The organism is Paraburkholderia xenovorans LB400 (assembly GCF_000013645.1).
Taxonomy (GTDB): Bacteria; Pseudomonadota; Gammaproteobacteria; order Burkholderiales; family Burkholderiaceae; genus Paraburkholderia; species Paraburkholderia xenovorans.
This window is the reverse complement of the sequence record NC_007953.1, coordinates 802,063-827,532: the sequence shown is the minus strand read 5'-3', so window position 1 is coordinate 827,532 and position 25,470 is coordinate 802,063. Positions and strand designations below refer to the sequence as shown.

The 25,470-nt window shown below is 59.9% G+C and carries 23 protein-coding genes and 3 pseudogenes; 13 read left to right on the top strand and 13 right to left on the bottom strand.

The features are described from left to right. Positions 1 to 128: 128 nt before the first annotated feature. From BXE_RS40455 to BXE_RS45075, 5 genes and pseudogenes are all read left to right on the top strand, one after another. Entirely contained in the window at positions 129 to 578 is a 450-nt protein-coding gene (locus BXE_RS40455; protein ID WP_148223109.1) for a MarR family winged helix-turn-helix transcriptional regulator, read from the top strand. Between the two features lie 299 nt (positions 579 to 877). Further along, on the top strand, positions 878 to 1,195 hold the full coding sequence (locus BXE_RS40450; protein ID WP_011493930.1) for an SDR family NAD(P)-dependent oxidoreductase: 318 nt from the start codon (positions 878 to 880) through the stop codon (positions 1,193 to 1,195). After that, positions 1,170 to 2,198: pseudogene (locus tag BXE_RS40445) on the top strand (IS110 family transposase); the annotation flags it as partial. The gene BXE_RS40450 and the pseudogene BXE_RS40445, both read left to right, overlap by 26 nt. Positions 2,199 to 2,522: 324 nt before the next feature. Next, positions 2,523 to 2,783, top strand: a pseudogene (locus BXE_RS47650) (ATP-binding cassette domain-containing protein); the annotation flags it as partial. Positions 2,784 to 2,878: 95 nt separating this feature from the next. Further along, a pseudogene (locus tag BXE_RS45075) lies at positions 2,879 to 3,871 on the top strand (IS481 family transposase); the annotation flags it as partial. Here the strand turns inward: BXE_RS45075 and BXE_RS40430 are convergent. After that, complete coding sequence (locus tag BXE_RS40430; RefSeq protein ID WP_011493928.1) at positions 3,844 to 4,500, bottom strand: FadR/GntR family transcriptional regulator; 657 nt, start codon at positions 4,498 to 4,500, stop codon at positions 3,844 to 3,846. The pseudogene BXE_RS45075 and the gene BXE_RS40430 sit on opposite strands and share 28 nt — an antisense overlap. Before the next feature lie 540 nt (positions 4,501 to 5,040). Here BXE_RS40430 and BXE_RS40425 point away from each other — a divergent pair. The 7 genes from BXE_RS40425 (at position 5,041) to BXE_RS40395 (ending at position 13,569) form a co-directional block, all read left to right on the top strand. Next, entirely contained in the window at positions 5,041 to 5,322 is a 282-nt protein-coding gene (locus BXE_RS40425; protein ID WP_011493927.1) for a DUF4148 domain-containing protein, read from the top strand. A gap of 1,079 nt (positions 5,323 to 6,401) precedes the next feature. Next, positions 6,402 to 7,040 (top strand): MFS transporter, encoded by a 639-nt coding sequence (locus tag BXE_RS48020; RefSeq protein ID WP_148311800.1) that lies wholly within the window; start codon positions 6,402 to 6,404, stop codon positions 7,038 to 7,040. Further along, positions 6,946 to 7,758: an MFS transporter gene (locus BXE_RS45065; RefSeq protein WP_267886382.1), complete on the top strand. Its 813-nt coding sequence runs from the start codon at positions 6,946 to 6,948 to the stop codon at positions 7,756 to 7,758. Before BXE_RS48020 ends, BXE_RS45065 begins: the two co-directional genes overlap by 95 nt. Positions 7,759 to 7,901: 143 nt before the next feature. Continuing rightward, positions 7,902 to 8,957: a porin gene (locus tag BXE_RS40415; RefSeq protein WP_011493925.1), complete on the top strand. Its 1,056-nt coding sequence runs from the start codon at positions 7,902 to 7,904 to the stop codon at positions 8,955 to 8,957. A gap of 1,342 nt (positions 8,958 to 10,299) precedes the next feature. Continuing rightward, complete coding sequence (locus BXE_RS40410; RefSeq protein WP_011493923.1) at positions 10,300 to 11,172, top strand: enoyl-CoA hydratase/isomerase family protein; 873 nt, start codon at positions 10,300 to 10,302, stop codon at positions 11,170 to 11,172. A gap of 17 nt (positions 11,173 to 11,189) precedes the next feature. Beyond that, positions 11,190 to 12,383 (top strand): acyl-CoA dehydrogenase family protein, encoded by a 1,194-nt coding sequence (locus BXE_RS40400; RefSeq protein WP_011493922.1) that lies wholly within the window; start codon positions 11,190 to 11,192, stop codon positions 12,381 to 12,383. A 31-nt stretch (positions 12,384 to 12,414) separates the two neighbouring features. Further along, positions 12,415 to 13,569: an acyl-CoA dehydrogenase family protein gene (locus BXE_RS40395; protein ID WP_011493921.1), complete on the top strand. Its 1,155-nt coding sequence runs from the start codon at positions 12,415 to 12,417 to the stop codon at positions 13,567 to 13,569. A gap of 600 nt (positions 13,570 to 14,169) precedes the next feature. Here BXE_RS40395 and BXE_RS48400 read toward each other — a convergent pair. The 11 genes from BXE_RS48400 to BXE_RS40350 form a co-directional block, all read right to left on the bottom strand. Continuing rightward, positions 14,170 to 14,283 (bottom strand): CoA transferase, encoded by a 114-nt coding sequence (locus BXE_RS48400; RefSeq protein ID WP_407668654.1) that lies wholly within the window; start codon positions 14,281 to 14,283, stop codon positions 14,170 to 14,172. 325 nt (positions 14,284 to 14,608) lie between these two features. Further along, on the bottom strand, positions 14,609 to 16,018 hold the full coding sequence (locus tag BXE_RS40390; RefSeq protein WP_011493919.1) for an aldehyde dehydrogenase family protein: 1,410 nt from the start codon (positions 16,016 to 16,018) through the stop codon (positions 14,609 to 14,611). Between the two features lie 77 nt (positions 16,019 to 16,095). Next, a complete protein-coding gene (locus tag BXE_RS40385; protein WP_011493918.1) occupies positions 16,096 to 16,866 on the bottom strand; it encodes an SDR family NAD(P)-dependent oxidoreductase in 771 nt (256 codons plus the stop codon). Beyond that, positions 16,863 to 18,050, bottom strand: a complete 1,188-nt coding sequence (locus BXE_RS40380; protein WP_011493917.1) for a CaiB/BaiF CoA transferase family protein — start codon at positions 18,048 to 18,050, stop codon at positions 16,863 to 16,865. The genes BXE_RS40385 and BXE_RS40380 overlap by 4 nt, the downstream gene beginning before the upstream one ends. After that, positions 18,047 to 19,657, bottom strand: a complete 1,611-nt coding sequence (locus BXE_RS40375) for a class I adenylate-forming enzyme family protein (RefSeq protein WP_011493916.1) — start codon at positions 19,655 to 19,657, stop codon at positions 18,047 to 18,049. Before BXE_RS40375 ends, BXE_RS40380 begins: the two co-directional genes overlap by 4 nt. Then, positions 19,654 to 19,821 (bottom strand): hypothetical protein, encoded by a 168-nt coding sequence (locus BXE_RS46825; RefSeq protein WP_158340959.1) that lies wholly within the window; start codon positions 19,819 to 19,821, stop codon positions 19,654 to 19,656. Before BXE_RS46825 ends, BXE_RS40375 begins: the two co-directional genes overlap by 4 nt. A 126-nt stretch (positions 19,822 to 19,947) precedes the next feature. Then, positions 19,948 to 20,163, bottom strand: coding sequence for a hypothetical protein (locus BXE_RS40370; RefSeq protein ID WP_007175954.1), 216 nt, complete (start codon positions 20,161 to 20,163; stop codon positions 19,948 to 19,950). Between the two features lies 1 nt (position 20,164). Further along, positions 20,165 to 21,022: an ExeA family protein gene (locus BXE_RS40365; RefSeq protein ID WP_007175955.1), complete on the bottom strand. Its 858-nt coding sequence runs from the start codon at positions 21,020 to 21,022 to the stop codon at positions 20,165 to 20,167. Continuing rightward, complete coding sequence (locus BXE_RS40360) at positions 21,019 to 22,455, bottom strand: DDE-type integrase/transposase/recombinase (protein WP_007175956.1); 1,437 nt, start codon at positions 22,453 to 22,455, stop codon at positions 21,019 to 21,021. Before BXE_RS40360 ends, BXE_RS40365 begins: the two co-directional genes overlap by 4 nt. A gap of 98 nt (positions 22,456 to 22,553) precedes the next feature. After that, positions 22,554 to 23,123 carry a hypothetical protein gene (locus BXE_RS40355; RefSeq protein ID WP_007175957.1) on the bottom strand — a complete coding sequence of 190 codons (570 nt, stop codon included), beginning with the start codon at positions 23,121 to 23,123 and terminating at the stop codon, positions 22,554 to 22,556. Between the two features lie 149 nt (positions 23,124 to 23,272). Next, the gene (locus tag BXE_RS40350) at positions 23,273 to 23,953 is read right to left on the bottom strand and encodes an enoyl-CoA hydratase-related protein (protein WP_011493915.1); all 681 of its coding nucleotides are present in this window, start codon (positions 23,951 to 23,953) and stop codon (positions 23,273 to 23,275) included. 374 nt (positions 23,954 to 24,327) lie between these two features. Between BXE_RS40350 and BXE_RS40345 the strand changes: the two genes are divergently transcribed. Further along, positions 24,328 to 25,062 (top strand): IclR family transcriptional regulator, encoded by a 735-nt coding sequence (locus BXE_RS40345; RefSeq protein WP_040123507.1) that lies wholly within the window; start codon positions 24,328 to 24,330, stop codon positions 25,060 to 25,062. A gap of 149 nt (positions 25,063 to 25,211) precedes the next feature. On the opposite strand, the gene BXE_RS40340 is transcribed toward BXE_RS40345, so the two are convergent. After that, entirely contained in the window at positions 25,212 to 25,454 is a 243-nt protein-coding gene (locus tag BXE_RS40340) for an oxidoreductase C-terminal domain-containing protein (RefSeq protein ID WP_041744364.1), read from the bottom strand. Positions 25,455 to 25,470 lie beyond the last annotated feature (16 nt).

Here is a 25,470-nt window from a genome sequence, read left to right as displayed (position 1 = left end):
AAAAAGCGGCGCCGCAAGCGTGCGAGTATTGAAAAAAAGCGTGCAACGGGTGAAACTGCGCGTCGTGAGACAGCCATAACTGGACAAAATTAATGAGTAAATCTTCACGTAAACCAGCAGACAGGGCGATGGAAGAGATCCTCTCGATGGAGCTGGAGGACAACGTTTTCTTCCTGTGCACGCAGGTGGTGCATCGGCGCAACCGTGCGATCCAGAGCGCGCTCAGGCCGGTCGGGCTGATGCCCACGGAATTCCGCGTGCTGTCTGCGGTGCTGCGCAAAGGACCGCTGTCGATGCTGGAACTGGCGTCGTGGACGTCGTATGAACGCACGCGCCTCACGCACATCCTGCACGGCATGGAGGACAACGGCTGGGTGAAGCGCGAGAGCACGGAAAGCGACCGCCGCAGCGTGCTGGTGTCGATCACGCCGGCGGGCGCCGCGCTCTTCAGGAAGGCGAAACCGCTCGTGGACATGCTGACGAACGTCGTGACGAGCGGCAATTCGCAGGACGAGATCGACCAGCTGCGGCGCACGCTCACGATCATGCGCAACAAGCTGCTCGAAATGGGGGCGTGAGCGCGAGCCGCTCGCATGCATCCTGCTGCCGTCGGCGGCTCATTCAACGACGGGCCCGGGCGCCGACCGCGATGCGCGGATCGCCCGCGCCGCCACGTCGGGAAACGTTTTGGCGAGGATTCGTCTCTCGGAAGGTGGCGGTTCGAGAATGATCAATTGGATTGCCGGATCGGTAGCGGTAACCTACGGACCACAATGAAAAGGTGCGCGGCCACCGCAATCGTTCACGACGCCGGGCATGTGTCGATGCGGCGGGTCAACCCGCGCGCGAGCCGTGGCACCGATCTGAGGAGGACACGATGGAGATGGGAATCGCGGGGCAAAGCGTGCTGATTACCGGCGCGTCGCAAGGCATCGGCGAAGGGCTGGCAAGGTCGTTTGCCCGGGAGGGATGCAAGGTGCTGCTGGTCGCACGCTCGGCGCAGAAGCTCGACGCGCTGGCCCGCGAGCTGCGGTCCGTCTACGCCGTGGACGTCGGCGTGCTGGCGTTGGACATGACAGGAGCGGGCGCGATCGCCGAAATCGTCGCGTTCGCGCGCCATGCCGATGTCCTGGTAAACAACGTCGGCGCGATTCCGGGCGGCACGCTGTATCGGTACGACGAAGACGGATATTGATCGACTGTGCAAACGTCTTCAATCAAAAGCTCGCCACGTCCGCGTCGTCTACGAGGCAGGGCCATGTGGCTACGGCCTTTACCGGCAACTGGTCCAGAAGGGGTTCGACTGCATGGTGTGCGCACCGTCGTTGATTCCCAGGAAGCCCGGCGAGCGCGTCAAGACGGATCGGCGCGATGCCGTCAAGCTTGTACGCGCCCTACGGGCCGGGGACCTGTCAGAGGTGCACGTGCCGACCGTCGAGGACGAGGCGTTTCGCGACCTGGCCCGAGCATGGATGACGGCCAAGGATGATTTGAGACAGGCGCGGCAACGGCTCAAATCGTTTCTGCTCGCACACGATGTACGCTATGCCGGTCACGCCGACTGGGGACCAGCTCACCGGCGCTCGGTGAGCCAGTATGCGTTCGGCAGCGAATGGCAACAATTCGCGTTTGAGGAACTGCGGCGCACGATTGAAGATCGACTCGCGCAATGCCAGCGTGTTGAGACCGCCTTGCGTGAGGCAGTGACCAACTGGCGGTTCTATCCGGCCGTCCTGGGCCTGCAGGCCATGCGCGGTGTGCAGTTCACCACGGCCGTCGGAATGCTCGCCGAACTCGGAGATCTGTCGCGCTTTGACCATCCGCGCCAATTGATGGCGTGGCTCGGCGTCACTCCGTCAGAACACTCATCGGGTGACAAGCGACGGCAAGGAAGCATCACCAAGACCGGCAATGGCTATGCAAGAAAGTTGCTCGTGGAAGCGGCCTGGAGCTACCGGCACCCCGCACGTGTAAGCGCCGATATCCAGCGTCGGCACGAAGGCATTCCCAAGGCCATCATTGATCGCGCCTGGGACGCGCATTTTCGACTATGTCGCCGATACCGGAGGCTGGCCGCGCGTGGCAAGAATGCCAACACCACGGTCGTGGCCGTCGCCCGTGAACTGTCAGGCTTCATCTGGGACATCGGGCGCCTGGCGATGTCGCTCGCGTTGCCTCGTAGCACAGGGGCAACTTGATTGCGAAAGACCACAGCACTCACCCGATGCTCCACGAGTTTCCTGAAGGCGGCGTAGCCCGGTTACTCGAGTAACCCGCGGCACAACCCCGCAACGGATATTACCCGATTTGCGGCTTAAGAATGCGGCAGGCTCATGAGACGGTCCCCTGTAATGCGGTAACCAACCCGCGGATATCAGGATGATTCACCGTCGAGATTTACTGCTACGCCGCCGTCAGGGAATTCATTTGCACATAAGAAACATACGAACCACATATTCCGATTGACACAAAAAGTCATATCAGGATTGTTGGACGCCTGCCCCAAACCGCAGGCGTGTGACTACCCCGGCACCGGCGGGCAGCAGCAGCGCGTTGCGATTGCCAGGGCCCTCGTTGTTAGTCCCAAAGTATTCCTGCTCGACGAACCACTTTCGAATCTCGACGCGAGACTGAGGCACGATGTGAGGCAGGAAATTCGTGGCCTGCAACAGCGCCTTGGACTAACGACACTCATGGTGACGCATGATCAGGAGGAAGCACTTACCATGGCCGACCGCATGATCGTGATGGAAGGCGGAAGGGTGCGGCAGGTTGGAACACCTACTTGTCTGGTTGCGGAACGTCATTGGGATCAGGTAGCATGGGCTGTAGCCGAGTACGCGTGGTGCTTTCAACCTGTGATTGATGAGGTGCGGGCATGATGCAAATCCATCCCCAGGCTCGAACGACCCCTGTGGTACGAGCAGAAATCGCACGATCCACGGAACCAACGAGCGTCGTCGCCAGGCGCTACGGCATCAGCGCTGAGACAGTGCGCAAATGGCGTAAGCGCGGTGAGCAGGCATGCCAGGACCGATCGAGCAGACCCAAACGCCTGCGATGGCGTGCTAGTGAGGAGGAACGCGCCATCATCTGTGCGGTGCGGCGTGCTACGGGCTTCCCCCTTGACGACCTGGGCTTCGTGCTGGGCCATTTCCTGCCGCATCTCAATCGCGACAGCATCTACCGCGTGCTGAAATCTGAAGGCCTCAACCGGCGCCCTCCAAAGCCGACGTCACTTCCTGAGAAAGGTCAGGGGCGCTTCAAGGAATACGATCTCGGCTACGTCCATATCGACGTCAAACACTTGCCAAAGCTGCGCACCGCTGACGGCGAGGTGCGCAAGCGCTACCTCTATGTCGCCATCGATCGCTGCTCTCGCTTTGTGCACCTCGCCGTTTACGACGCCGAAAATACAACCAATGCAATCGCCTTCCTGGCACAAGCGCGAAAGGCCTTTCCCTTCCGCATCACCCATGTGCTGACGGATCGCGGATCCTGTTTCACCGCTGATGACTTCGAGCGCGCCTGCGCGAAACTCAAAGTCACCCGTCGCGTAACCAAACCCTATACGCCACAAACTAATGGCATGGTCGAGCGCTTCAACGGCCGCGTCGCAAGCGAAGTCCTTGGCATCAACATTGCCGGCCATGCAGATCTTGAAGTCTTGTTGAAAAGCTTCAACCGTGCCTACAATCGACGACGACAGCGAGTCCTTAAAGGAAGCTCACCCATCGACAAAGTCGACCAACGTCTCAAGCTGAACGGATGCCTTGCCAACCCGCTCTACAAGCCCCCAGCAGACCAGGAATACCTTCTATCTAAAGTAGACCGAATCTTGGTTTACGCCAATGAGGTCTCGCAACCAGACAGTTTTGATGGCAATGCAAATCGGTTTGGCTCTGGACCCAACGTGGCAACATACTGCCGGGTGAGTTCGATGAGCGCTTGCATCATTATTGCCAGAATCGGGTTCTTCGTGGCTTTTCCAAGCAGCAGATGAAATTCCAGACCTACCGCAGCTCTTGTGGCGAAGTCGCCAGCATCCTCTGCCCGCTGGGTTTCCTCGATGTTAACTTCGAGGGCAGCAAGATCGTCTTCGGTCAGCCGAGCCGCCGCCACCTCAACGACGATCGTTTCGATCCAGAGGCGCGCTTCCGTCAATTGCGTCGGTGTGATGGTCCCTAGATGGTACAGGTCAAGCAGGCTGCTGACGACAGCATCAGAGCCGCCAGCGGTGATGAACGCTCCACCTGAGCCGCCCTTTCTCATCTCGATCAGTCCGGCGATCTCGAGCGAGCGCAACGCCTCGCGCAAGGTGTTTCTGCCGACGTTAAATGCGCCCGAAAGTTCTCGCTCCGGGGGCAGACGGTCTCCGGTCTTCAACTGCTTTGTTGCAACAAGCAGCCGGATTCGTTGCGCTATTTCGTCGGAAGCTCGATGCGACTGCACGGGGCCAAATTCGGGGAAACCGCCTTTGCTTTTGATGGAAAAATTCATATTTAACCTCCTGTTGGGACCTGATTATACGCGGTCGGACCATCCGACCAACCGTCCGTCCATCCCATGGAGTCAATCTTAGGCAGTATGGCAGTGCGCTACACCCGCACTTGAACGGGGGAAGATACTGTGGGAGGGGCACCGGCGCGACGAAGCTGTATCAGACAGGCCATCGCCTTTCGCGCTGAGGCAGCAGGGATTTGGACTCTTTGCTCAACAGCCCGTTATTGTTGCCCGATGCTGTACGCTTGCGCGAATTTGAACCTGATAAATAGCCGACCGAGTGGTAACACGACTTTGAAGGAGGGTCTGCCGTACACCGTTTGCTCCGGGGGATGCCTTCGACGGGAGCCGATTGTTCGCAGCAGCACTCTGAGGATTTCTTCATGATGGCAGTGGAGAGATCTGTTGTCCGGGCAGTTGACGTTCGCTAAGATGCAGTTTGTGCGGCCACCATTCATGGAACAAGGCTGCGCAAGAATGATTTCATATTCCCGATAGCCGGTTTCCAAAAATGGTCTATCTAACGGAGATCCATATATGTCCGGATTGCGTGTACTCTCAGTAGCCATTGCTGCAGTTGCCTGCCTCAACGTGACGTGGGTGCTAACCGCAAGCGCCCAGGCATCCGATACTGGTGCGTCGACGCCCAAACAGATACGTAAGGCACAGCGCAAACAGGCCCGGGTGCGGAAGAATGCCGAACTAAAGGATCTCGAAAAGAACGGCTATCGACCGGGCGAGGATCAGCTTAACTACCCGCAGAATATTCAGCAAGCCCAAAAGAAAGTGAATGAATCGAAGGCCGCGCCTTCGCCATGACCGGCGCCTTAATCCGCTCTGGGCATTGAAATGAAGCGGGCAATCACGATACTTACCCATGCGAGGCGTCACCGTTGATTCGCCTCGCGTACCAGACCAGGTGGCGCCGTCAGGCGCTCCGCGCCTTCAGCGGCCATTTGCGCCGCCGGAACGCGGTTTCCAGTCTTTATCCCATGACCGTTCCCACCTGCGATCCTGTGGATGCACACAACGGGTAGAGGCACCGCTTTGGCATTGGAATCTTCCGTTTGCTTCAGAAATGCCGGTGGCCCGCCTTGAACCGCGGTATCTATCACGGTACTGAGAAATCGCACGTCCATAATGAATTTCAGGATATCCCGCTGGGTGTTGCGACTGGCCGCGTAGCGACGCCTTGATCCTTCAGCCGCCGATGACCCCACCGCGCATCATCATCGAGCTGTAAACCGGCTAGCACGACAACAGTCTGGGGGCGGTGCATTGCCGGCACAGACGACGCTGTTTTCATGAGCGGGTGGACTCGGTACCGGAAGCCAACACCAACTGAGCCATTCCACCGTTCGCAAAGGTGATCACTGCCCGAAGCGGGCTTCCCGGGAAGGGGGGGTAAACATCAATAGAAGTTACCCGAATAGTCATTCGCCTCGTTGGTGATACCATTGGTCCAACGTATGGTCGTTATCGCAGGCTGTTTGCTAGTGCAGGACATATGGCCAGACCCGGTATCCATATCGGTACAGTCCTGGCGGGCGATAGGGTGATGATCAAGCCGTAGTAACCCTCTTATACCGGTAGAGTTGGGTGGGACGGGTTTTCGTCCAGTTTAAAAAATTTCATTAGTATTACTACCTAAATAGTAATTTATCGATTTAACTGATGTTCGTTTTCAGGTGCTGAAGTGGCGGGCATTATGATGCGAAGCGGCAGCCAGTGAATAAAGGTGCAAATAGCGCAGACACGAGTGATGCGTTACCTCACGAAGATATTCCCTGCTCATGATGGTCAGAGGGGTAACGACGACGGGTGTGGATGATCGAGTGCAGCCGTCCCGGATAATACCGACGGTGAAAGCAGTCACCAGATAAATAAGGAGATACGACTTGTCGAACGCCATTGCTGTTTCACAGCCGGATGAACGCGAGTTAAGAAAAAAGGTAGCACGCGCGGGGGCAATCGGGAACTTCATCGAGTTTTACGACTTTACGCTCTATGGCTTTTTCGCGGTGACCATAGCAGAGCTGTTTTTCCCCAGGTTCGATAGCGTGGCTGGCCTGCTGTCAACTTTTGCCCTGTTTGGTGTAGGCTTCTTTATCCGGCCGCTTGGAGCTATCGCTTTTGGGCACATCGGCGACAGGTGGGGAAGAAAGCGCGCGCTCCTGATTGCGGTTGGCTTAATGAGCGCGAGCACTGCAGCGATCGGAGTGCTACCTACTTACACGACGGTCGGTGTACTGGCACCGGCTCTTCTGCTCATCTGCCGGCTGGTACAGGGATTTTCGGCTGGCGGCGAACAGACCGGTGCATTTGTCCTCGTGGTTGAACACTCTCCGGAAAGAGAACGGGGGGAAGAACGCGGCAAGTCTCATTCGCTCCGTCATAGGGGGCGTCGGCGCGGCGGCTATGTTTGGCCTGGTGATGAGCACGATGACGACTCCCGCCGAGATGCATGCGTGGGGCTGGCGGGTGCCTTTTCTCATCGCAGTCCCTCTTGGTCTGATCGGACTTTACCTGCGGCTTGATATTGAGGATTCACCGGTCTATCTGGCGGCGGCTCGTGAGCTGGAGGCGAGCAGGCAGCGTCACGCGCCGATAGCCGAGGCATTCAGGTTGGCCTGGAAGCAGATGCTCGTTCTTTTCGGGTGGGTAGCCATGCAGTCAGTAGCTGGCTACATTCTTGTCGGATTCATGCTCTCGCGTCTGGTTACCGTCGAGCACTATCCGGTCAAAACTGCCCTGGTCATGCTCATCGTGGCGCACGTCGTTGCGGTTCTTGTCGTACCCGGCATCGGGGCGTGGTGCGACCGGACTGAACGTTCGACTTTTGCAGTCACGCTGGCGCTCGCGACTGCAGTCTGGAGTGTGCCCGCCTTCAGTTTCCTTGACCGTGGTCTGATTGCAGCAACATTCGCGATGTCCATCTACGCAGTGATCCAGTACTCGACCATGATCGTGTCGGCGACTGCGGTTGTTGAACGCTTTCCGGTCAGTGTGCGCTATTCGGCCAGCGCGCTCCCGTTCCAGCTTGCATACACGTTGTTTGGGGGCACGGCCCCGTTCGTTGGCACGTGGCTGACTGCGCGATTTTCCCACCTGGCCCCCGCTTACTACATTGCCGTAATGGGTCTCCTTGCGGCGGTGCTTGCAAGATTCGCTCTGCGTACCAAGGATTTTGTGCCGCGAGGACAGGATGTGGTCGGTTGCGCATCGACGGATGCCTCTAACGATATTTCGATCTAGAAGATAGTTCACTCAGGTCATCTTGTGAAGTCGCAGTGCTCAGGGCCAGCCCGAAAGATATGCGAAGTTCGTCGACATTTAATTCGCATTACAAAGTAAAGTTAAGATTTAAAATAACTATTATTATTATGCGGAGACTTTGGATGAAATACCGGCTTTTTTCGCTTTCCTGCTTTGCTTTATGTTGTATCGTGGGAAATGCTCATGCGCAAAGTAGTGTGACGCTGTATGGCTCTATCGATACTGGACTATTGTTCCAGTCAAAAACCGCTGATGATCACGGGAAAGCGTTTGGTACGCTTAGTAGCGGTCTATGGCCAACCTGGTGGGGTATAACGGGTTCAGAGGATATCGGCGACGGAACAAAAGTGATATTCAAGCTCGAGAGCGGGTTCTCTTCCAATACAGGTGGCATCGGCGATTCCAACGGTAACTTCTGGGGTCGGCAAGCGTATGTTGGCGTGGGTTCCCGTTTCGGTACGTTGAAGGCTGGCCTGCAGATTTCTTCCTTTTACGAGTCCATTGTAATGGCCGACCCGCGGGGGAACGCGCTGTTTTTTGCCGGTTCGGTGAGTCCCTACGTAACCGCCTTCGGACTCAACGGTGCCTTCGAAAGCAATGCGGTTGTCTACGATTCCCCAACGTTTGCAGGCCTCAGTTTCTCCCTTGAATACGCGTTCGGTAATGTCGCGGGTAACACAACAGCCGGGAGTCACGAGGTCGCGTCGGTCAACTACAAAAACGGGCCATTCACTGCTACTGCTTCCTATTTCGCGGCCAAGGATTCCGAAACCGGAGCCTCGACGTATCACGGTCAAAATGTGGGAGCTGGGTACAGTATTGGTCCGGTTACAGTAAAAGTGGCTTATCAGAAATACCGCAACATGTCGACTGATGCGCCATTGACTAACCTGAACGTTTACGAGGCGGGGGCCGATTGGAACATCACACCAGCGCTGACCGCGAATGCGGCAATGTACGTGACCCGGGACCGTAACGTAAGTGCGAACCGGTCAATGATGTATGGCAGCGGTTTGTCGTACGCCTTGTCCAAACGTACCGTCATCTATGGGCAGGTTGGTTATGTCAATAACGAGGCAGCTATGAACACGGTCCTCGCGATCGACGCTTCGCCGTCGTTTGCAATCGCGAAGGGCGGAACAGTGGCTGTGGACGTCGGAATAAGGCACAACTTCTGACGGTGGGACGGAATGTGCCGGGGATTTGTCTCCAGACGCATCGTTGGTAGCGGCCATGTTGCGCCGATTGCAGCATGTCCAGCAGAGCACAGCCGGATGCAGATCTGTGCGGCGGGCTGTACGCGGCTAATGGTAAAAGTTGGCCGGGAGGTCGTCCTGGAGACTTTGAACCGGAAACGTCGCATGCCGCGCCTTAGGCCGGCATGTGTCCAAAATTGTCCGTACAGACCAGGTCGATGCGAGGAAATTCGGCGGAGGCCGGTCCTTTAATCTGGCGTGGACTACCCAGGATGTAAATCGCTCGATGTGGCGCTTTGAAACGTAGTTTTCTAATGTCGTGATTTGAAGGAAGGTGCTCAGCTGACTAGCAATTTATGTGCTTGTGCACGGCGCATTTCACGTTGGGCGCTCGAGGCGCATTGCTGACGGTCTGTGGGCGATCGGCGTCGTCGTGTACTACTGGTGCCGCTTGTGCCCGCCGCATGGTTCGGTGTGAGCAAGCGCGACCTGCCGGGCTGACCGTATGTGTATCCTCATCCGCTTCGATGCTTCGAGGAACTGGGGCGATCTTTCGAGGCAATCGGGTCCAGTCGCCATCGGTACACTATCGGTACATACTCGCGACAAACTATGTCAACAGTAGACTACACCTGTTGGCTTCGCGTATGTGCGCCGATTCAGGCTGAGCGGTTCCAGACATCGCGGCCGGGCACGACGCGAGGTGGTGTCCTACTTGGTAGGATCCGTGCGTGTTGTTCTGATAGCGAGCCGGTAACGCGCGGGCAACGGTGATCCGGCGTGATTCGATCTTGAAATCAAAGCAGATCCGGTCATAGCTCCCAGAGCCGGCGGTCAAAACAGTGTGGTCTGCTCGCTACGGGCAGGCGTTGCGCGCCGCGTTGCCAAAAAAGACCCTGGATGATTGTGCCCGCAAACGGCTCATCGTCATCGGCAAATGGGTTAGCAATACATCATGCTTCGTGTTCTTTAGGCGGTCGGTCTGCGTCATCAAAAGCGCAGATTCCCCGCATGCGTGGGCGGACAGGACAGGGGCCGGCTGGACGATACGGCCTTCCCGGCAGATGATATCCAGCGCCGACCCAAGGGTGCGAGTCAATGCAAAGCGACGTTCTCTTATGGAAATGCTATACGCGTAAGAGAACGCCAGATAGCATGAAAACTGCACTGGACTAGCGATGCAACGCGCGTGCCGGCAAATAACGATGAACAGGAAGCCAGGCTGTGCTTCATTTTTAACTTCTGCGATACAGCCCGGAAGGGCTGTCCGGGTCAGGCGCACCCGGACGTCGTTGTAATTTTCATGCAGGTAAGAGGAGACAGTATGAGTAGCGGAAGCGTTGAATATTCATCGAGAGACGGTCGTGCCTATATAACACTGAATCGTGCGGAAAAGCGAAATGCGATGAGCGATGCGATGTGGGCGCAGTTGATGCGGTGTTACGACCAGGCAGAAGCCGACGATGATGTTCGTGTGGTTATCCTGCGTGGCGCTGGCGACGATTTTTGTGCCGGGCACGACCTGTCCGAAGTCGGCAACCAGTACGGTGATGGCGGCACCGACGCCGAGGGCCAGCGCCGTCGACCCAGCCAGCGCGCACGGCTCAGGTACGACAAGGCCTATGTCGAGCGGTTCCAGCGTATCTTCACCTTTCTCAAACCGACGCTTGCGCTGGTGAAGGGCTACTGTCTGGGTGGTGGATTGTATCTGGCCGAATCAGCTGATCTGGTCATTGCGGCGGACACCGCAAAATTGGGGCACCCCGAACAGAAACTCGGGCTATCCGGTGCCGCATATTTCGACGCTTGGGAAATCATTACGCTGGGTGCCCGGAAGGCGCGGGAACTGCTGTTGATGGCAGATGTATGGTCCGCACAGGAGGCTCGTGAGGCGGGGCTGGTCAACCGTGTAGTGCCGGTGGCAGAACTGGACGAGCGCGGAGAACAGTGGGCTGAGCGTATCGTGCGCCTGCCTCGCGATGGCATCGCGCTCGGAAAGGCTGCGACGACACTGGCGCTCGAGTCCCTTGGCGTGACCGGTCAGTTCTCGTACGGGCACATCCTGCATACGCTGGCGACAAATGTCCGTTATGAACCCGGCGAGTTCAATTTCATGAAGGAGCGTCGGGTGTCGGGCGTACGCGCCTCTACCCACGAACGTGAAGATTTCTACATACGATCGAACGCAGACGAATAACGCACGGACAACGAGTCATGGACTTCAATCTACCGGCAGACGATGATCCGCGCCGTATCGAAGTGCGCCAGTGGCTTGGCCAACATCCGGGTTGCAGTTACCGGCAGCTTGCTGAGCGTGGTTTCACCGTACCCCATTGGCCCGCGCCATGGGGCCTTGGCGCAGATCCGGAACTGCAACTCATCGTTGATGACGAGATAGGTCGCGCAGGCATCCGGGCGCCCCACCATATTAATCCCGTGCCGATTAATAACTGCGGCCAGTCACTGCTCAAATATGGCACGCCAGCACAGCGTCAACGGTTTCTGGAGCCAGCACTGGCGTGCGAGGAGATCTGGTGCATGCTGTTCAGTGAGCCGGACGCGGGGTCCGATGTCGGCGCATTGCGCACCAGCGCGCGTCGCGAGGGGGATCACTATGTCGTCCGTGGCCAGAAGATATGGACGTCGCTGGCCGACCGTGCCCAACTCGGCGTGCTGGTGGCTCGCACCGACTCCAGCGTCCCCAAGCACGAGGGGTTGTCGCAGTTTCTCGTCGACATGGCCAGCCCGGGGATTACCATTCGACCCATCGTCGACATGACCGGCGAGAGCGGGGAATATAACGAGGTCTTTTTCGACGACGTCATCGTGCCCGCCGACCGGCTGCTTGGGAAAGAAGGGGAAGGATGGAAGATCAGCATGCAGCAGTTGCAGACCGAGCGGGTCGCACTCTCGCGGCCGGGGGCGATCTGGGGTTCTGGGCCATCGGCGCGTGACCTCATCGATGGCCTGATTGCCGCGGGCCGCATCGCCGAGCCTCTGCTGCGTGACGAAGCGGCGCGCATCTATATCGAAGGAGAGATATTGCGTCTCCTGGCGCTGCGCTCCCTGAGTGATCGCATGAATGCGAAGGAAGCAGGCCCTGAGGGCGCGGTGCGCAAGCTCATTGCAGCGCCGCATGGACAGAAGCTGCTTGACCTCGCCAAACGAAGCCAGGGTGTGAGCGGACTCGTCAGGGACCGCAATGTGCTCCCCATGACGCCAGGAGAGCGCGGCCCTTTTTCAAACTGGGATCATGCTTTCTGGTGGAGTCCTGCTGTTACCCTTGGGGTGGGTACGCAGGAAATTCTCAAGAATGTCGTGGCCGAGCGTGTGCTCGGGTTGCCGCGCGAAGGTGACCCTACCCGAAAGCTGCCTTGGACAGAGGTTCTCGCAGCACGTGCTAAGTGAGTGATCTAAGTCAATCTGGAATAACGACACCATGAATTTTTCACTGACTGACGATTTACTGATGCTACGCGAGAGCGCGAACGCTTTTCTCGGCAAGGAGGTCGACCTGGCGCCCCTCCTCACGCCCGGCGCCACGGTCGCCCAAGCGGGTTACGACCGCCTGTGGTCCAGTGTCACGGAGTTGGGCTGGCCCGGGATGATCGTACCAGAGACCTACGGCGGCCTCGGTATGTCGATGCTCGACCTATCCATGATTGTGAGCGAATGCGGCCGCTTTCTGGCACCGCTGCCATTATTCGGCACACTGGCCGGTACGTGGGCGATCGAGGTTTTCGGCTCGGATACGCAAAAGGAACGGTGGCTTCCCGAGGTCGCAACGGGCGGCTTGAAGCTGGCCCTCGCGCTGCCTGAACTCGACAACGTGTGCGAATTGTCCGGTGGCGGCATGCACATCAGTGAAACCCCGGAAGGGTGTCGCCTCACCGGCACCTGCAGCTTCGTTGTCGACGCAGCCGCGGCTGACAGGATCGTCGTGGTTGCGGGACGAGCCGGACAGCGGCGGTGCTGGCTTGTCGACAGCACCGCCGCTGGGGTAGATATCGAGATGCTGGACTGGCGAGATATCACGCGGCAAGTGTGCCGCGTTCATCTTCGGGGCGCGGACGCAGAGCCGCTTGCCAGCGTTGACCGGCGTGAAGGCGATCCCTGGCCGTGGATCCGGGACCGGCTTCTTTTGGTGCTTGCTGCCGAAAGCGCGGGTGGCTTGCACGCTGTAATGGACGACACTGTGGCGTATGCGAAGGAGAGAGTCGCGTTCGGGAGGCCCATTGGGGCATACCAGGCGATCAAGCACTCGCTGGCCGATATGCTGGCGCAGGCCGAATGCGCATCGACCGCCGTTCTTTATGCTGCCTGGGCACTATCGGAGGGCGACGAGGCTGGGCCACTCGCAGTCGCAATGGCCCAGAGTTATGCGAGTGACGCGTATCGGGACGCGGCGTTTCGCAGTATTCAGGTTTTCGGCGCGATCGGCTTCACATGGGAAATGAGAAATCATCTTTATTTCAAACGCGCCCGCGCCAATGCCGAACTGTTGGGATCGCCACCACAGCATCGCGAGCGCATCGTGCGGATTCTCGAAGAACGGCGTCGTGATGCCAGAAGCGACGCTTCGGTGCTCGCGTGACACTGCCAGTATCTCGCGGGGGCAAGATCGAAGTAGCTCGCCTGAAGGCTCTTACATACGGGTAGCCCAAGGCTGAGGTGGACGGGAAAACTACCGTCGCCCAGCGACGAACGGAGGTTGCCTCGGAACCGCGCCGGGAGACCGATGACGAGCGCTGGCAGGCTACCTCGGGACTGGGCCACTGTCGGGCCATCGATCAGACTTGCCTCGTCCCTACCGGGACATTGGGAGTTCACGAGTCGTCGGGTTTGCGTCTTGTGTTGCATCACATTCCGGCGTGATGCTTCAAGCCCTGCTCGCCGCGTTAGCAATACTCAATCAGTCGATTTGATATCAGGCTTATTGTCGATGACCGGTTCTATCGTTCCTGTCTTGGGGCTGCTCCGTCCTGCGACATTAGAACGGCTGAAATAGGGTTGCGAAATCGAGTGTTTGGAGTCGCGGTGCCATCGTCGGGAGAACCAGTCAGGAACGCTGCTGCAAGGTGCTAGGGGACGCCTTCTTCCCTTGAGAGTCCGAAGCGCTCCGAGGTCCGCAACGACGCTTTCCCAGTTTCTCGCGACGGCCAAGGTTGAAGGCGGCCGAGAGTTTTTCCAGGTCTCAAGGATTTTCGACGCGGATTACGCGTACACCGAAGTCAGCAAGCATCCACGTACAGAGTTGCTCAGGCAGGAAGCGTGAAAAAACGAGAACTTTCAGCCCGTCCCGTGGCATCGCTGTTTGTTCCCTCCCACTTGAAATGATGTCCATTGCGAGATTTCTCACAACGCTCTGAAATCGTGCAGAGGTCTTCAGGCCAGGAGGCCGTCGCTAACTGCCAATGGAGCGAAATGCCTGCAAGGCGAGACGGTCCGTTACGCACGCGGTGGCCTGCGGAGCTCGTGCTCGCGAAACAGCCGGTCGTCGGCGTATATCAATGAGAGCCTGGTTCGGTGCGCGATGATGCCTGCGCGCAGACACTGACGTCGTAGGCTGCGCGCGGCTCTCAGCGGATGTTCGCCCTATATGAACTCGAAAAGATACTCTGGCGACACCACTTTTATGCAGCCTTCGAGAGATTCACGATCTTGATCTGGGTGAATTCGTGTAATCCTTCCTCGCCGAGTTCCACGCCCATGCCGGACTGTCGGGCACCCGCGATCGGAAGATCTGGCATACGGTCCGTGTGTTTGTTGATCCAGACAGTTCCCGCGACAATCCGGTCCGCGACGGCAAAAGCCGCCTGTGAATCAGTTGACCAGACCGACGCGGCCAGCCCGTATTGGCTGTTGTTTGCCATCTCAACTGCTTCTTCGAGTTCGTCGTAGGCAATAACTGGCAGGATGGGTCCAAACTGCTCCTCCACGACGAGACGACTGTCAGACGCGATGTCCTTCACAATGGTTGGCCGGAAGAAGTAGCCAGGTCCTTTCACCGGGCCGCCGCCAGGCATGACGGTGCCGCGTTGCTGCGCGTCGGCATGAAGCTCTTTGAGACGCTCAAATTGTGCTGCATTCTGTACGGGGCCGAATTGCACGCCATCGGTGAGGCCGTCACCGACCACTGCCGCGCGGGCGCGTTCCGCGAGCGCTGCACAGAAGGGCTCGTAGATTGGCCGTGGCACGTAAACGCGCTTGATCGCGCGGCAGACCTGTCCGCTATTGCCGAACGCCGATGCGAAGATGGCCGTTGCAGTATGCTCCAGATCGACCTTGTCAAGCAGGATGGCCGGATCGTTGCCGCCGAGCTCGAGGGTCACCCGCGCCAGATGGGTCGCAGCAGATGCCATCACTTTTTTGCCTGTCTCCGTCGAGCCGGTGAAACTGACCTTGCGAATCCCCGGATGGGAGGTCAGTACGGGTCCCAGTTCGTCTCCACCCGAGACGATATTGACGACCCCGGCAGGTACCGCTCCGGCAATCAGGCGCCCGAGATGAAGGGTCGCGAGCGGGGTGGTCGGAGCGGGCTTGAGCACGACGGTGTTGCCCGCTAGCAAGGCCGCAGGCAATTTGAAGGCGGCGAGCAGAAGGGGAAAATTCCACGGAATGATCGCGGCTACCACACCCAGAGGATCGCGGCGCACCTCGACATAGCGCGTCTCGTTATCCTGCCGGACTTCCGGCGCGAGCGACAGGGTCGTGAAGTAGCGGAAATAGTCGATCGTGGCGGAGACTTCTCCCGCGGCCGCGGCGAGTGGTTTGCCTTGCTCGAGCGTCAGCAGTCGCGACAGTTCACCCTGGTTTGCTGCGATGATGTCGATAATTTTGAGCACGATGGCGCGCCGCTCAGCGAACGGGGTATCCCGCCAGCCCGCAAAAGCGCGGTTCGCTGCCGTAATTGCGCGTTCCAGCTGTTGTACTGATGCTGCCGGCGCGGACGCCGCAACCTTTCCGGTCGCAGGATTCAACACCGGTATCGTGTGATCGCCCGCGACCAGTTGTCCGTCGATCAGCAGAGAAAAGTCATTCATGACGTGGTCCAAAAAAGGGAGCCAGCCGACGATATGCCGGGGCGGGCTGTCCTGGGTGACTTGAAATGTGTACGGGTTCAGCGGGCTGTCTGGCCACCGTCGATCGGCAAGGCGACGCCCGTGACAAACGACGATTCATCGGAGGCGAGCCACAACGCGGCATGGGCGATCTCGACTGGCTCACCCATACGTCCCATGGGGACGACCGAGATGACGCGCTTGAGGTTTTCTTCCTTGTCGAACCTGGCGTCGCCGGCGATGAAGTCGTTGTGCAACATTGGCGTTGACACCGGGCCCGGACACAATGCATTGACGCGGACGTTCTGCGCCGCGTATCTGACGGCCAGTCCCTTCGTCAAACCGACAATGCCGGATTTGAAAGCGGAGTAGAGCGGGCTTAACGCTGACCCAACGAGCCCCGACGTCGACGAAGTGAAGATAATCGAGCCGCTCTTCTGCGCAGTCATCCACGGCAGGATTGCACTGGATATCACCACCGCCGAGGTCACGTTCAGATTGATGGAGCGCTCGTATTGTTCGAATTCGAAGTCCTCGATGTTCGAGGGTGCAGGCATCCCGGCGTGATTCCACAAAACATCAATTCCGCCGAGCCATTCGACAGCCTCGCGCACTGTGTCGAGCGTCGCCTGCCGGTGGGTCAGATCGACCACAAAGCCCCGGGCTTCGCCTCCCCGACTCTTTACGTCATCGACCACGCGTTGCAGGGCGGCTCCGTCGCGGTCGAGAGCGGCAACGCGCGCACCGTGTTCAGCAAACAGGCGCGTGCCCGCAGCGCCCATACCCGATGCCGCTGCAGTAATCAATGTTCGTTTCCTTTCAAGTCTCATCTCTGTGCTCCTGATACACGTTGATGTTCCAAGGTGCTTGCGGCCTGTGCGAGCTCTGCGCGCACTTCCCCGGTATGCTGTCCGAGCAACGGCGGCGCGGCTCGTATCGAAGTCGGGTTGTCCGACAGCCGAATGGGATTGCGCAACACGGAAATCTCTCCAGCAGTCGGATGCGGTATCTGGGCGACCATCGTATCGCGTACCGCCGGATCCGAAAAAACCTCATCAAAGTCGCGTACCGGCGCGAAGAGCACACCGGCCGCTGTCAGGCGTTCAGACCACGTGGCGAGGCTTTCGGTGGCAAACGCTTCGCTGATCAACGCATCAAGTGCCTCGCGGTTTGCAAGTCGCAGCGCATTGGTAAGGAAGCGCGGATCCGCCGCGAGCGGCCCATGACCGATCGCACCAAGCAGCGCGCGCCAGTACTTGTCGGTGTGCGCGACGATAATCAGGTGCCGGCCGTCACTTGTGGCATAACTGTTCCACGGCGCCAACTGGTAATGCGCATTGCCGAGGCGTTCGGGTGTCCTGCCGGTGGAGAAGTAAAATCCTTCACGCGGTAACATTGAAAACACGGTCGCATCAAGCATTGAAACGTCTACGCGCTGCCCCTGGCCGGTGGACGCGCGCGCGTACAGCGCTCCAATAATGCCAATTGTGCCGAACAGCGGCGGAACAAAGTCCGATGTGAGTATCCCGGTCTTCAACGGCCCGCTGGCAGCCGTGCCGGTCAACTGCATGATGCCGGACATGGCCTGAATGACCGGATCAAGGGCGGGGCGGTCACGGTATGGACCGTCCGTACCGAATCCCGACATTCCGCAATAGATTAGCCTCGGATTGGTTTGTCGAAGCGTCTCGAAGCCGATGCCGAGCTTCTCGAGAGTGCCGGGCCGGAAGTTTTCGACCAGGATGTCGGAAGTGTCCGCGAGAGCCCTGAAGGTCGCAACGTCTTCCGCCTTTTTCAGGTCGAGTACGATACCGCGTTTGTTGCGGTTCACGCTCAGAAAATAATCGCTTTCACCACATGGACGGTTCAGTCCAATACCGCGGCTACTGTCGCCGCCAGGCGGCTCGACCTTGATTACGTCAGCACCGAGGTCGCCCAGGAGCATGGTACAGAGCGGTCCGGCGACCATCTGTGTCATGTCGAGTACCCGAATGCCCTGCAGAATGCCGGTCATTGCATGACTCCTGTTGCTTCGTTTGCTGGCCATCGGGCGATGACTTCGCGTTTGATCGTCTTGCCCGACGCATTGGTCGGCAGCGGATCGTGGCGTAGCCACCATCGGGACGGTACTTCAAATTTGCCGAGTTCGCGGGATGCGTAAGCGCGCAGATCTTCGCTTGAGATGGCTGCGCCATGTCTTAGTACGACCGCGGCTGCGACTTCTTCACCGAGATCGGCATCGGGCAGCGGTACGACCGCCACGTCGAGGACGTCCGGATGGGTTCGTAGCACTGATTCGACGTGGACGCTGGCGATGTTTTCTCCGCCGCGGATGATGGTGTCCTTCGAACGACCGACGATGTACAAGTACCCGGCGTCGTCGAAACGTCCAAGGTCTCCCGTGAGGACCCAGCCGTCCGCGTCCGCGATCGGCGTCGGATCGCCGAGATAGCCGCTCGTCGCACTCGGTGCTCGGGCTGCAATCTCTCCCACACCTTGTGCGTCAGGGTTGCGGATGACGATTTCGACAGACGGCAGCGGTTTGCCCACGCAACCGGGTTTGCCTTCCAGATCATCGCCCGAGCCCGCCGCGAGTACCCCACCGGCTTCGGTCAAGCCATACATGCTGCCAACGCGACGGCGCGTATTCGGGAACGCCTGCTGGACCTCCAGGCGCAATGCGTGTGGAACTGCGGCTCCGCCCATCTGAACACTCGAAACACTTGACGTATCGTATTTACCAAAATCCGGATGCTGGATGACCCGGGAAACCATGGTGGGTACGCTGCCCCAGGAGCGCACGCGTTCCCGCTCCATCAGCCGAAGCACTTCGAGCGGGTCGAATTTGCCAGCGAGAAACACAAGCTTTCCTCCTGAGAGCATGCTCATCAGGGAGATCTGGATTCCGGCCAGATGAAATAGCGGCATGCTCACGAGACTGACCGTGCCTCGATGGCTCGGGGGCAATTCGCTTGGCAGACGGCCTGTGAGTGTCAGGACATTCTGGATGTTCGCAATCACGCTGCGGTGACTCATCACCACGCCTTTGGCGTGGCCGGTCGTGCCAGAGCTGAAGATCACCCATGCCGGCCATTCTTCGTCCACTGGTGTCAGATCGAGCGGTAGTTCTTCCCCTGCTTCTACGAATGGGCGCAGTTCCGAAAAGGAGATGAAGCCGGCGTCGCCCGGTCCGAACCGTTCGCGTGCACGGTCAGAAATGACCAGCGTCGGTCGGACCGTTTCGAGTACCGTGGTCGTCTCGGTATCGCTCCACCAGGCATTGCCCAGGACAGCGGTCGCGCCTAGCGCCTGGAGTGCCCAGAATGTAACCAGCCATTCGATATGGTTGTAGCCGAGCAGGACAACGGGGTCGCGCGTGCGCACGCCATGCTCGCGAAGCATTCGCGCCACTCGCGCGACAGCATGCGCATGCTGAGCGCCGGTGATTCGCCGGGCGCCCTGGACGATGAAATCGCGTTCCGCCCAGCGCTGCGCGTCGACGAGCAGTTCCGCCACTGACCGGGGCCGCTGCTCGTACACCTTGCATTCGTGACCGGCAACGATGCCTTGTACCACGCGGGTACCCCAGCGCGGTGCAGCTTCAGTTGTTTCAATCGTCATGCCTCTTGCTCCGTCGTGCTGTCAGAACCTGCACCAAGGCCTGCGAATTTCGGTGCACGGCCTTGCTGCAGGGCGGCGACGCCTTCGGGAAAATCGCTTTCCAGCATGAGTTTGCCGATGAGACGTTTGGAATCCTCAATGCAGAGGCCGACGTTCGACTCCATCAACTCGCCATAGATCTGACGCTTGGTTGTGTGAGCGTGAGCACGTAAATCGATGGGGCAATGAGCAACATAAATGATGTTCGAGGGACGAAGTAAAACGGGAGCGATGAAGCTCCCGTTGTCGTTTCAGAATGGCTCGTCGATGCTCTGGTGTGGCGGCTGTGTCGGACCGCGGTACCAGGGCTCGCGATAGCGGCGGATCTGGGTGGCGTAGGTGCGGCTGAACCACAGATAGAGGTCTTCGATGAAGAACTGCATCATGTAGGCTGCCTCGTCGGAGAGCTCGGGCAATGGCAGGCGCCGGGAGGCGTTGGGTTTGTGAGGTGATGCTTTACGGGACATGTCATCGGGCTCCGTTGGGTTGACGCGCTGGCGTGCGGCGCGAGGACTGTGTTGATGGTGCAAAGACCTCGAAGTACAGCTTCTCGTCGAGTTCGGACAGTTCGCGCTGCGCGGCGGTGGTGAGCAGTTCGTTGGCGAGCGTGGTGAGCACGCGGTAGTTGCCCAGCGCGTGTTCGCACAGCGTGTGGCGCAGCGGCGGCGTCATCAGTTGCGGGGCGCCGGCGCTGGCGAGCAGATGATCGAGGCAGGCCAGCAGGTCGTCGGCCGAAGCCTTCTCGGTCCCCAGGCGGGAACGGATACGGCTGCCCAGTGGCAGCAGTTCGTCGCGCCGCAGCTTGTCGGTCAGGCGCGTGTCGCCGGCGAGCACCACACACAGCAGGGGCTGCGAATCGAAGCGGGCGCTGGCCATGAGCCGCAGTTCGTTGAGCACGCCGGGACTCATTTCCTGCGCTTCGTCGATCAATAGGATTGGGCGCCGGCGCGTGCTTTGCAGGTGCGACATCCACCGGTCGCGCAGCGACCTGAAGCCGCCCCAGCGGTTGTGCGGCCGGAGTTCCAGACCGAAGATGTCGCCCATCTCGCGATAGAAGTCGGCGAGGTTGCTCTGCGGATGATTGATCGAGACGACTGTCAGATCGGTCAGTCGCTCGAGCTTCTCGGCCAGCACGCGCATAACCACGCTCTTGCCGGTACCCGGCTCGCCGTGGATCATCGCGAAGCCGCCTTCGCGCACGAGCGCGTTCTCGATGCGCCAGCAGAAGTTCTCGACGCGCGGCGGCACGTACAGTGCCTCGAGGGGAAGCTCCGGCGAGAACGGGTTCCACTTCAGGCCGTAGAGGGCTTGCAGACGCTGGCTCATGCCTCCTCCTGCCAACTGGCGGGAATCCAGGCTGGCGGCAACCCGGTTGCAGCGTGGTCGGCCAGCATCTGGCGTAGCAGCGGCGCGATGCCGGGCGCACTGGCCGGTGGCGGCTCGACATTGACGGCATCGAGTCGCCGACGCTGGCCATCAGCATTGGCGGCCTTGTCCAGCGGCCGCAGCGGGCACAGCACGGTGCCGCTATCGGCGTCAACGAGATCGACGCCGCTCAGGTCCCAGCGCGCGTAGCGCAGGTGCACGCGCTGCAGGTGCCGGTAGGCCGAGGGGATCTCGAAGCGCGTGCCGGCCAGACTCACGGTGCCATCCGAGCGCCGCTGGGCGCGCGTCACGTCGATACGGAATGCGGCGCGCAGCGCGTCACTCGACGGGCATTCGCGACCCACATCGGGGCCGGCCAGATAGCGTTTGAGCGGCGTGCCACCGATCTCGGAATGATGCGCGTGGTGGTACTCGCGCTCGATCCACGCGTGGGTGGCCTGATTGAGCAGTTCGAGCGTGAGATTGGGCTCGCCTTCGAGCATGGCCATCACGCGCCCTTCGATGCGGGCCCAGAACGTCTCCTGCTTCGCGTTCTGGTACGGCGAATATGGCAAGGTCGTCTGGTGCAGCACGCCGAGCGCGAGCAAGCCGGCGGTCGTCTCCTCGGCAAGCATTGCTGCGCCGTTGTCGGTCATCAGTGCGCGAGGCCGGCCACGACGCTGGAGCGCCTGGGTGAGCCCATGGATCAGACTACGTGCGGTCTCATCGAGAAACCATTGCGCGTGACAGACGACGCGCGAACGGTCATCGAGCACGCACAGCAGCATCGGCGTGATCCACTGGCCATCATGCGTGAGCAGCTTGCGCGAGCCGTGATGGAAATCGAGATGCCAGAGCGCGTTGACGTGTTCGACCTCGAAGCTGCGGACCTCGAGCTTCTCGAGGCGATCGCGTGCGAGCATCGCGCCGGTGCTGGTATGACGCGGCCTGCGTTCACGGTACAGGCCCTGCGCACGCAGATAACGACGCACCGTCGTGTACGACGGCAGGAACGCCTGGCCGAGCGTGACCTTGAGATTGTCGAAGTGCAACTGGCAGGTCCAGCCGGGATGTTCCCGGTACTGCGCGCGAATCGCCTGTACCGCCTGAGGCGACAGGCTTGCGCCGGCGCCGCTGGGGCGCTTGCGGTCGCGCAGGCTCGCAACCGGATCGTGGGCCGCCTTGCGGGCCCGGTAGAACCACCGCTCAACGGTGGAGCGGCCGAACTGGACATCGTCGCCAGTGACGGGATGACGCCAGCGTTTGGCGGCCAGCGCGGTGATGAGTTCGCGCACCTGCCCGGGGTCAGGCGGTGCTGCCAGCAAGGGGCCCACGACCGCAAAGCGCAGGCGCGCCCAACGATCCCGCAGGGGTAAATCGTGAAGTTCAGTCATGCTCTCTCCAGGGATGCGGCGCACCGCGCCGCGATTCGGGGGAGAGGCGAGACTACCGGCGCAGTCCGAGGGGGGCGAGCGACAAGTTCTGCGGGCGGTTACCGTCCCTCACGCAGGGTGCTCACGGCGCTGCCGCTGGTGAGCGGCGAGAGCCAGCGCAGCAGGCATGGCAATGGCTCGGCAGGCTGCGTGGTAGCGAAGCGCTCGAGCAGGCTTGCCGGCACCTGTGCGGTCTCGACGGGTGGCACGAACGCCGCCCGTCCGAGCGCCCAGAGCGGTGTACCGACAAACCCGGTCGTCCACCAGTGCCGCCATCGTGCGATCGTCGAGGGTGGCACGCCCAGCGCATCGAGCTGGCGCATTGCCGCGGCCGTACCGGCGCTCGCACGCGTGGCGCTGACGACAATCATGATTGCGGCGGTATAGACGCGCCGGCCGAGAAAGCGCACCGAGAATGGCGTGGTACGACGGCGACAGTCGGCGCAGCAGAAGCTGTAGCGGAACTCGCAGTGGCAGCGGGCTTCGTATGAAATTCCGCGCGGCTTGCGCGGGTAGCGGGCGCTATGGAGTACGCCACCGCAGCGACAACGCTGCGCGCGGGTCTGTTCGGCGTAGTCCTGATCGATACGTAACAGCAGGTGATAGAAGGTGGGATCGCGGGCACTCACGTGGCACACTCTGGAAGTCTCGGTTCTTGGCAGACACGAGACTCTCCCTTGGGCGTCGTTTGTGCAAGATACCTGAGGGAGACCCCCTCCGCTACATCACGCAAGCTGCTCAAAACGCCCCGAATTCCCATCGATTTACGTGCTCACGCTCAGGTTGTGCGCGCTGAGCGTGGCGACACGGTACGCGCAATGGAGGTTGCAATCTCGCTGATCCTGCTGTCGAACTCTTCGCGTGTGAAGACCGCGTTGACGAATCCCATGTGGTACGCCTCCTCGGCCGTGAAAATGCGGCCTGTAAGCAGGACATCCGCTGCATGGGTGACGCCAATCAGGCGAGGCAATAGCCAGGAAAGACCGTATTCGGCCGGCAACCCGAGGCGGGCGGTGGCGGTCGTCAGCTTGGCTCCGGCAACGGCATAACGCAGGTCGCAGAAACCCGCGATGCCCACCGCAATGCCGGCACATGCACCATTGATCGCAGCGATGACGGGTTTTTGAAGGCCCCAATGCCATACGAGTTCATGATCGAACTCCGGTCGCACACCGTGACCCGGTTGCGCAAATGCCTCCGGGTTCACGCTCGCCACATAGTCCTTGTCGCCTTCCGCGTAGAAGTCGAGCGCCTTGTGGTCCGCGCCGACACTGAAATGCCTACCCGCACCCGTCAGCACGATGACGCGCACGGCCGGGTCCTGGTCTGCCTCATTCATGATCCAGCGGTACTCCGCATTCATGCGGGATGTCCAGGAGTTTCCTCGGTTGGGTCGGTCAAAGCGCACTGTCGCGACGCCGTCCGCGTTGATCTCGTATTGCGTGACCTTCAGTTCCATGGCCTGCTGCCTCCTGCCAGTTTCAAATGTTGGTGTTTCAATTGACGACATCTCCGCGCAACTGCGGGGGGCAACGCGTTCTGCCAGCGGCCCGCCATTCACAGCGGAAGACGTTTGCGTGCCCGGTATCGCCGCCGCAGGCGCCAATACCCGGTTTTCAACGGTCAAGGGGAGAAGATGCGTATGAGGTACTTCATCGTTGTCTCCAGCAATTTTGTGATGGCTATCTTGTTAAACTCATTCTAAAATTCATTTTCATATTCGTACACTATTTCCATATGAGAACAGACGAACTCTCGCGAACGGTATATCGGAACGCGAACGCCGCCACCGACACAGGCACTCGCACGCCCCCCCGCGCTCCGGTTAGGGCAATGCAGGTGCTCGAGGCACTGGCCAACAGTCCAATGTCGCTCGGCGCACTGAGCGTTGAACTTGGCATGCCGAAGACGAGCGCGATGCACATGCTAAGGGCGCTGGAGGCAGCGGCCTACGTGCGCCGCACAGCGGCCGGATTCGAACTCGGCATGGCAAGCCACCGGCTCGCGGCACGTATCGGTTCGGCCAGCGACTTTGAGTCGACCGCGCGTCAGGTATTGCAGGAAGTGGCGGAACTTACCGGAGAGACTGCGCTGATCGGGACGTTCTCGCAGGACAGGAATGCGGCTGTCTACAAGCTGCGCGTAGTGAGTCCGCATCCTGTGCGCTTCGCTCCCGAAGTGGGTGACACGAGGCCGTTGTATGCCTCGGCGCTGGGCAAGCTGTTGCTCGCCTATGCGCCAGGAGCATTTGTCGATGACTATCTGAAGCGGGTCAGGATGGATCCCATCACCAGCCGGACGGTCACGTCGCGCAAGCAGTTGCTGCAGCGTCTGAAGCAGGTGCGTGCCGAGGGCGTGTGTGTGTCGATCGACGAAATGGCCGAAGGGGGCTCGGGACTGGTAGCGCCGATTTTCGACGGACAGGGCAGCGTGGAACTGGCGCTGGTTCTCGCGGCTCCGACAAGTCGCGCCGTCGCAGGCCTTGAGCGTTTGCGGGAGGTGGTACAGCACGCCGCTGAGCGCCTTTCGGCCCTTCAGGGATTCGTCACCGACACGGAGCACCGCTGAGCGCACCGCAGGCCTGCGGATGGCTACGGCTGCAATGGTTGTCCAGCAACGGTAGGGCATGGCTGACCAGTCCGAAGTGCCTGCTACAGGCCAGTTCGCGCTGATGCGACTGGTTGCCGGATATCTGCACACGTACTGCATGTGAGAAGTCATAGATCCCGCAGGCTGATGCGTGGATCAGCAATCATTCCTGGAGTGATTTCCTTACCGTCTGCCAGTAGCCGTCGCGCGGCCATATGGTCGCCGGAAGAGCCTACCGATTCCACCGCGACGAGCCGGTCCTGTCTGAGTCCGAATACCGAAAAGCGCTGTGAATCGACGTCGCCCCGCACAACTGTTGTATCGACACCGCAGGCAAGACCGGCAATCCACAGAACTTTATCGGCCTGCATTTCTTCTCGCCGGTTA

Excerpts from the sequence above, each read along its gene's own strand:
- BXE_RS40340 (WP_041744364.1), bottom strand. The coding sequence starts at position 25,454 with ATGCAGGCCGATAAAGTTCTGTGGATTGCCGGTCTTGCCTGCGGTGTC.
- BXE_RS46825 (WP_158340959.1), bottom strand. The coding sequence starts at position 19,821 with ATGGAGTCGAACGTCGGCCTCTGCATTGAGGATTCCAAACGTCTCATC.
- BXE_RS40415 (WP_011493925.1), top strand. The coding sequence starts at position 7,902 with ATGAAATACCGGCTTTTTTCGCTTTCCTGCTTTGCTTTATGTTGTATC.
- BXE_RS48400 (WP_407668654.1), bottom strand. The coding sequence starts at position 14,283 with ATGCCACGGGACGGGCTGAAAGTTCTCGTTTTTTCACGCTTCCTGCCT.
- BXE_RS40365 (WP_007175955.1), bottom strand. The coding sequence starts at position 21,022 with ATGAGCCAGCGTCTGCAAGCCCTCTACGGCCTGAAGTGGAACCCGTTC.
- BXE_RS40450 (WP_011493930.1), top strand. The coding sequence starts at position 878 with ATGGAGATGGGAATCGCGGGGCAAAGCGTGCTGATTACCGGCGCGTCG.
- BXE_RS40385 (WP_011493918.1), bottom strand. The coding sequence starts at position 16,866 with ATGAGACTTGAAAGGAAACGAACATTGATTACTGCAGCGGCATCGGGT.
- BXE_RS45065 (WP_267886382.1), top strand. The coding sequence starts at position 6,946 with ATGACGACTCCCGCCGAGATGCATGCGTGGGGCTGGCGGGTGCCTTTT.
- BXE_RS40455 (WP_148223109.1), top strand. The coding sequence starts at position 129 with ATGGAAGAGATCCTCTCGATGGAGCTGGAGGACAACGTTTTCTTCCTG.
- BXE_RS40345 (WP_040123507.1), top strand. The coding sequence starts at position 24,328 with ATGCAGGTGCTCGAGGCACTGGCCAACAGTCCAATGTCGCTCGGCGCA.
- BXE_RS40350 (WP_011493915.1), bottom strand. The coding sequence starts at position 23,953 with ATGGAACTGAAGGTCACGCAATACGAGATCAACGCGGACGGCGTCGCG.
- BXE_RS40395 (WP_011493921.1), top strand. The coding sequence starts at position 12,415 with ATGAATTTTTCACTGACTGACGATTTACTGATGCTACGCGAGAGCGCG.
- BXE_RS40375 (WP_011493916.1), bottom strand. The coding sequence starts at position 19,657 with ATGACGATTGAAACAACTGAAGCTGCACCGCGCTGGGGTACCCGCGTG.
- BXE_RS40425 (WP_011493927.1), top strand. The coding sequence starts at position 5,041 with ATGTCCGGATTGCGTGTACTCTCAGTAGCCATTGCTGCAGTTGCCTGC.
- BXE_RS40410 (WP_011493923.1), top strand. The coding sequence starts at position 10,300 with ATGAGTAGCGGAAGCGTTGAATATTCATCGAGAGACGGTCGTGCCTAT.
- BXE_RS40390 (WP_011493919.1), bottom strand. The coding sequence starts at position 16,018 with ATGAATGACTTTTCTCTGCTGATCGACGGACAACTGGTCGCGGGCGAT.
- BXE_RS40380 (WP_011493917.1), bottom strand. The coding sequence starts at position 18,050 with ATGACCGGCATTCTGCAGGGCATTCGGGTACTCGACATGACACAGATG.
- BXE_RS40370 (WP_007175954.1), bottom strand. The coding sequence starts at position 20,163 with ATGTCCCGTAAAGCATCACCTCACAAACCCAACGCCTCCCGGCGCCTG.
- BXE_RS40400 (WP_011493922.1), top strand. The coding sequence starts at position 11,190 with ATGGACTTCAATCTACCGGCAGACGATGATCCGCGCCGTATCGAAGTG.
- BXE_RS40430 (WP_011493928.1), bottom strand. The coding sequence starts at position 4,500 with ATGAATTTTTCCATCAAAAGCAAAGGCGGTTTCCCCGAATTTGGCCCC.
- BXE_RS40360 (WP_007175956.1), bottom strand. The coding sequence starts at position 22,455 with ATGACTGAACTTCACGATTTACCCCTGCGGGATCGTTGGGCGCGCCTG.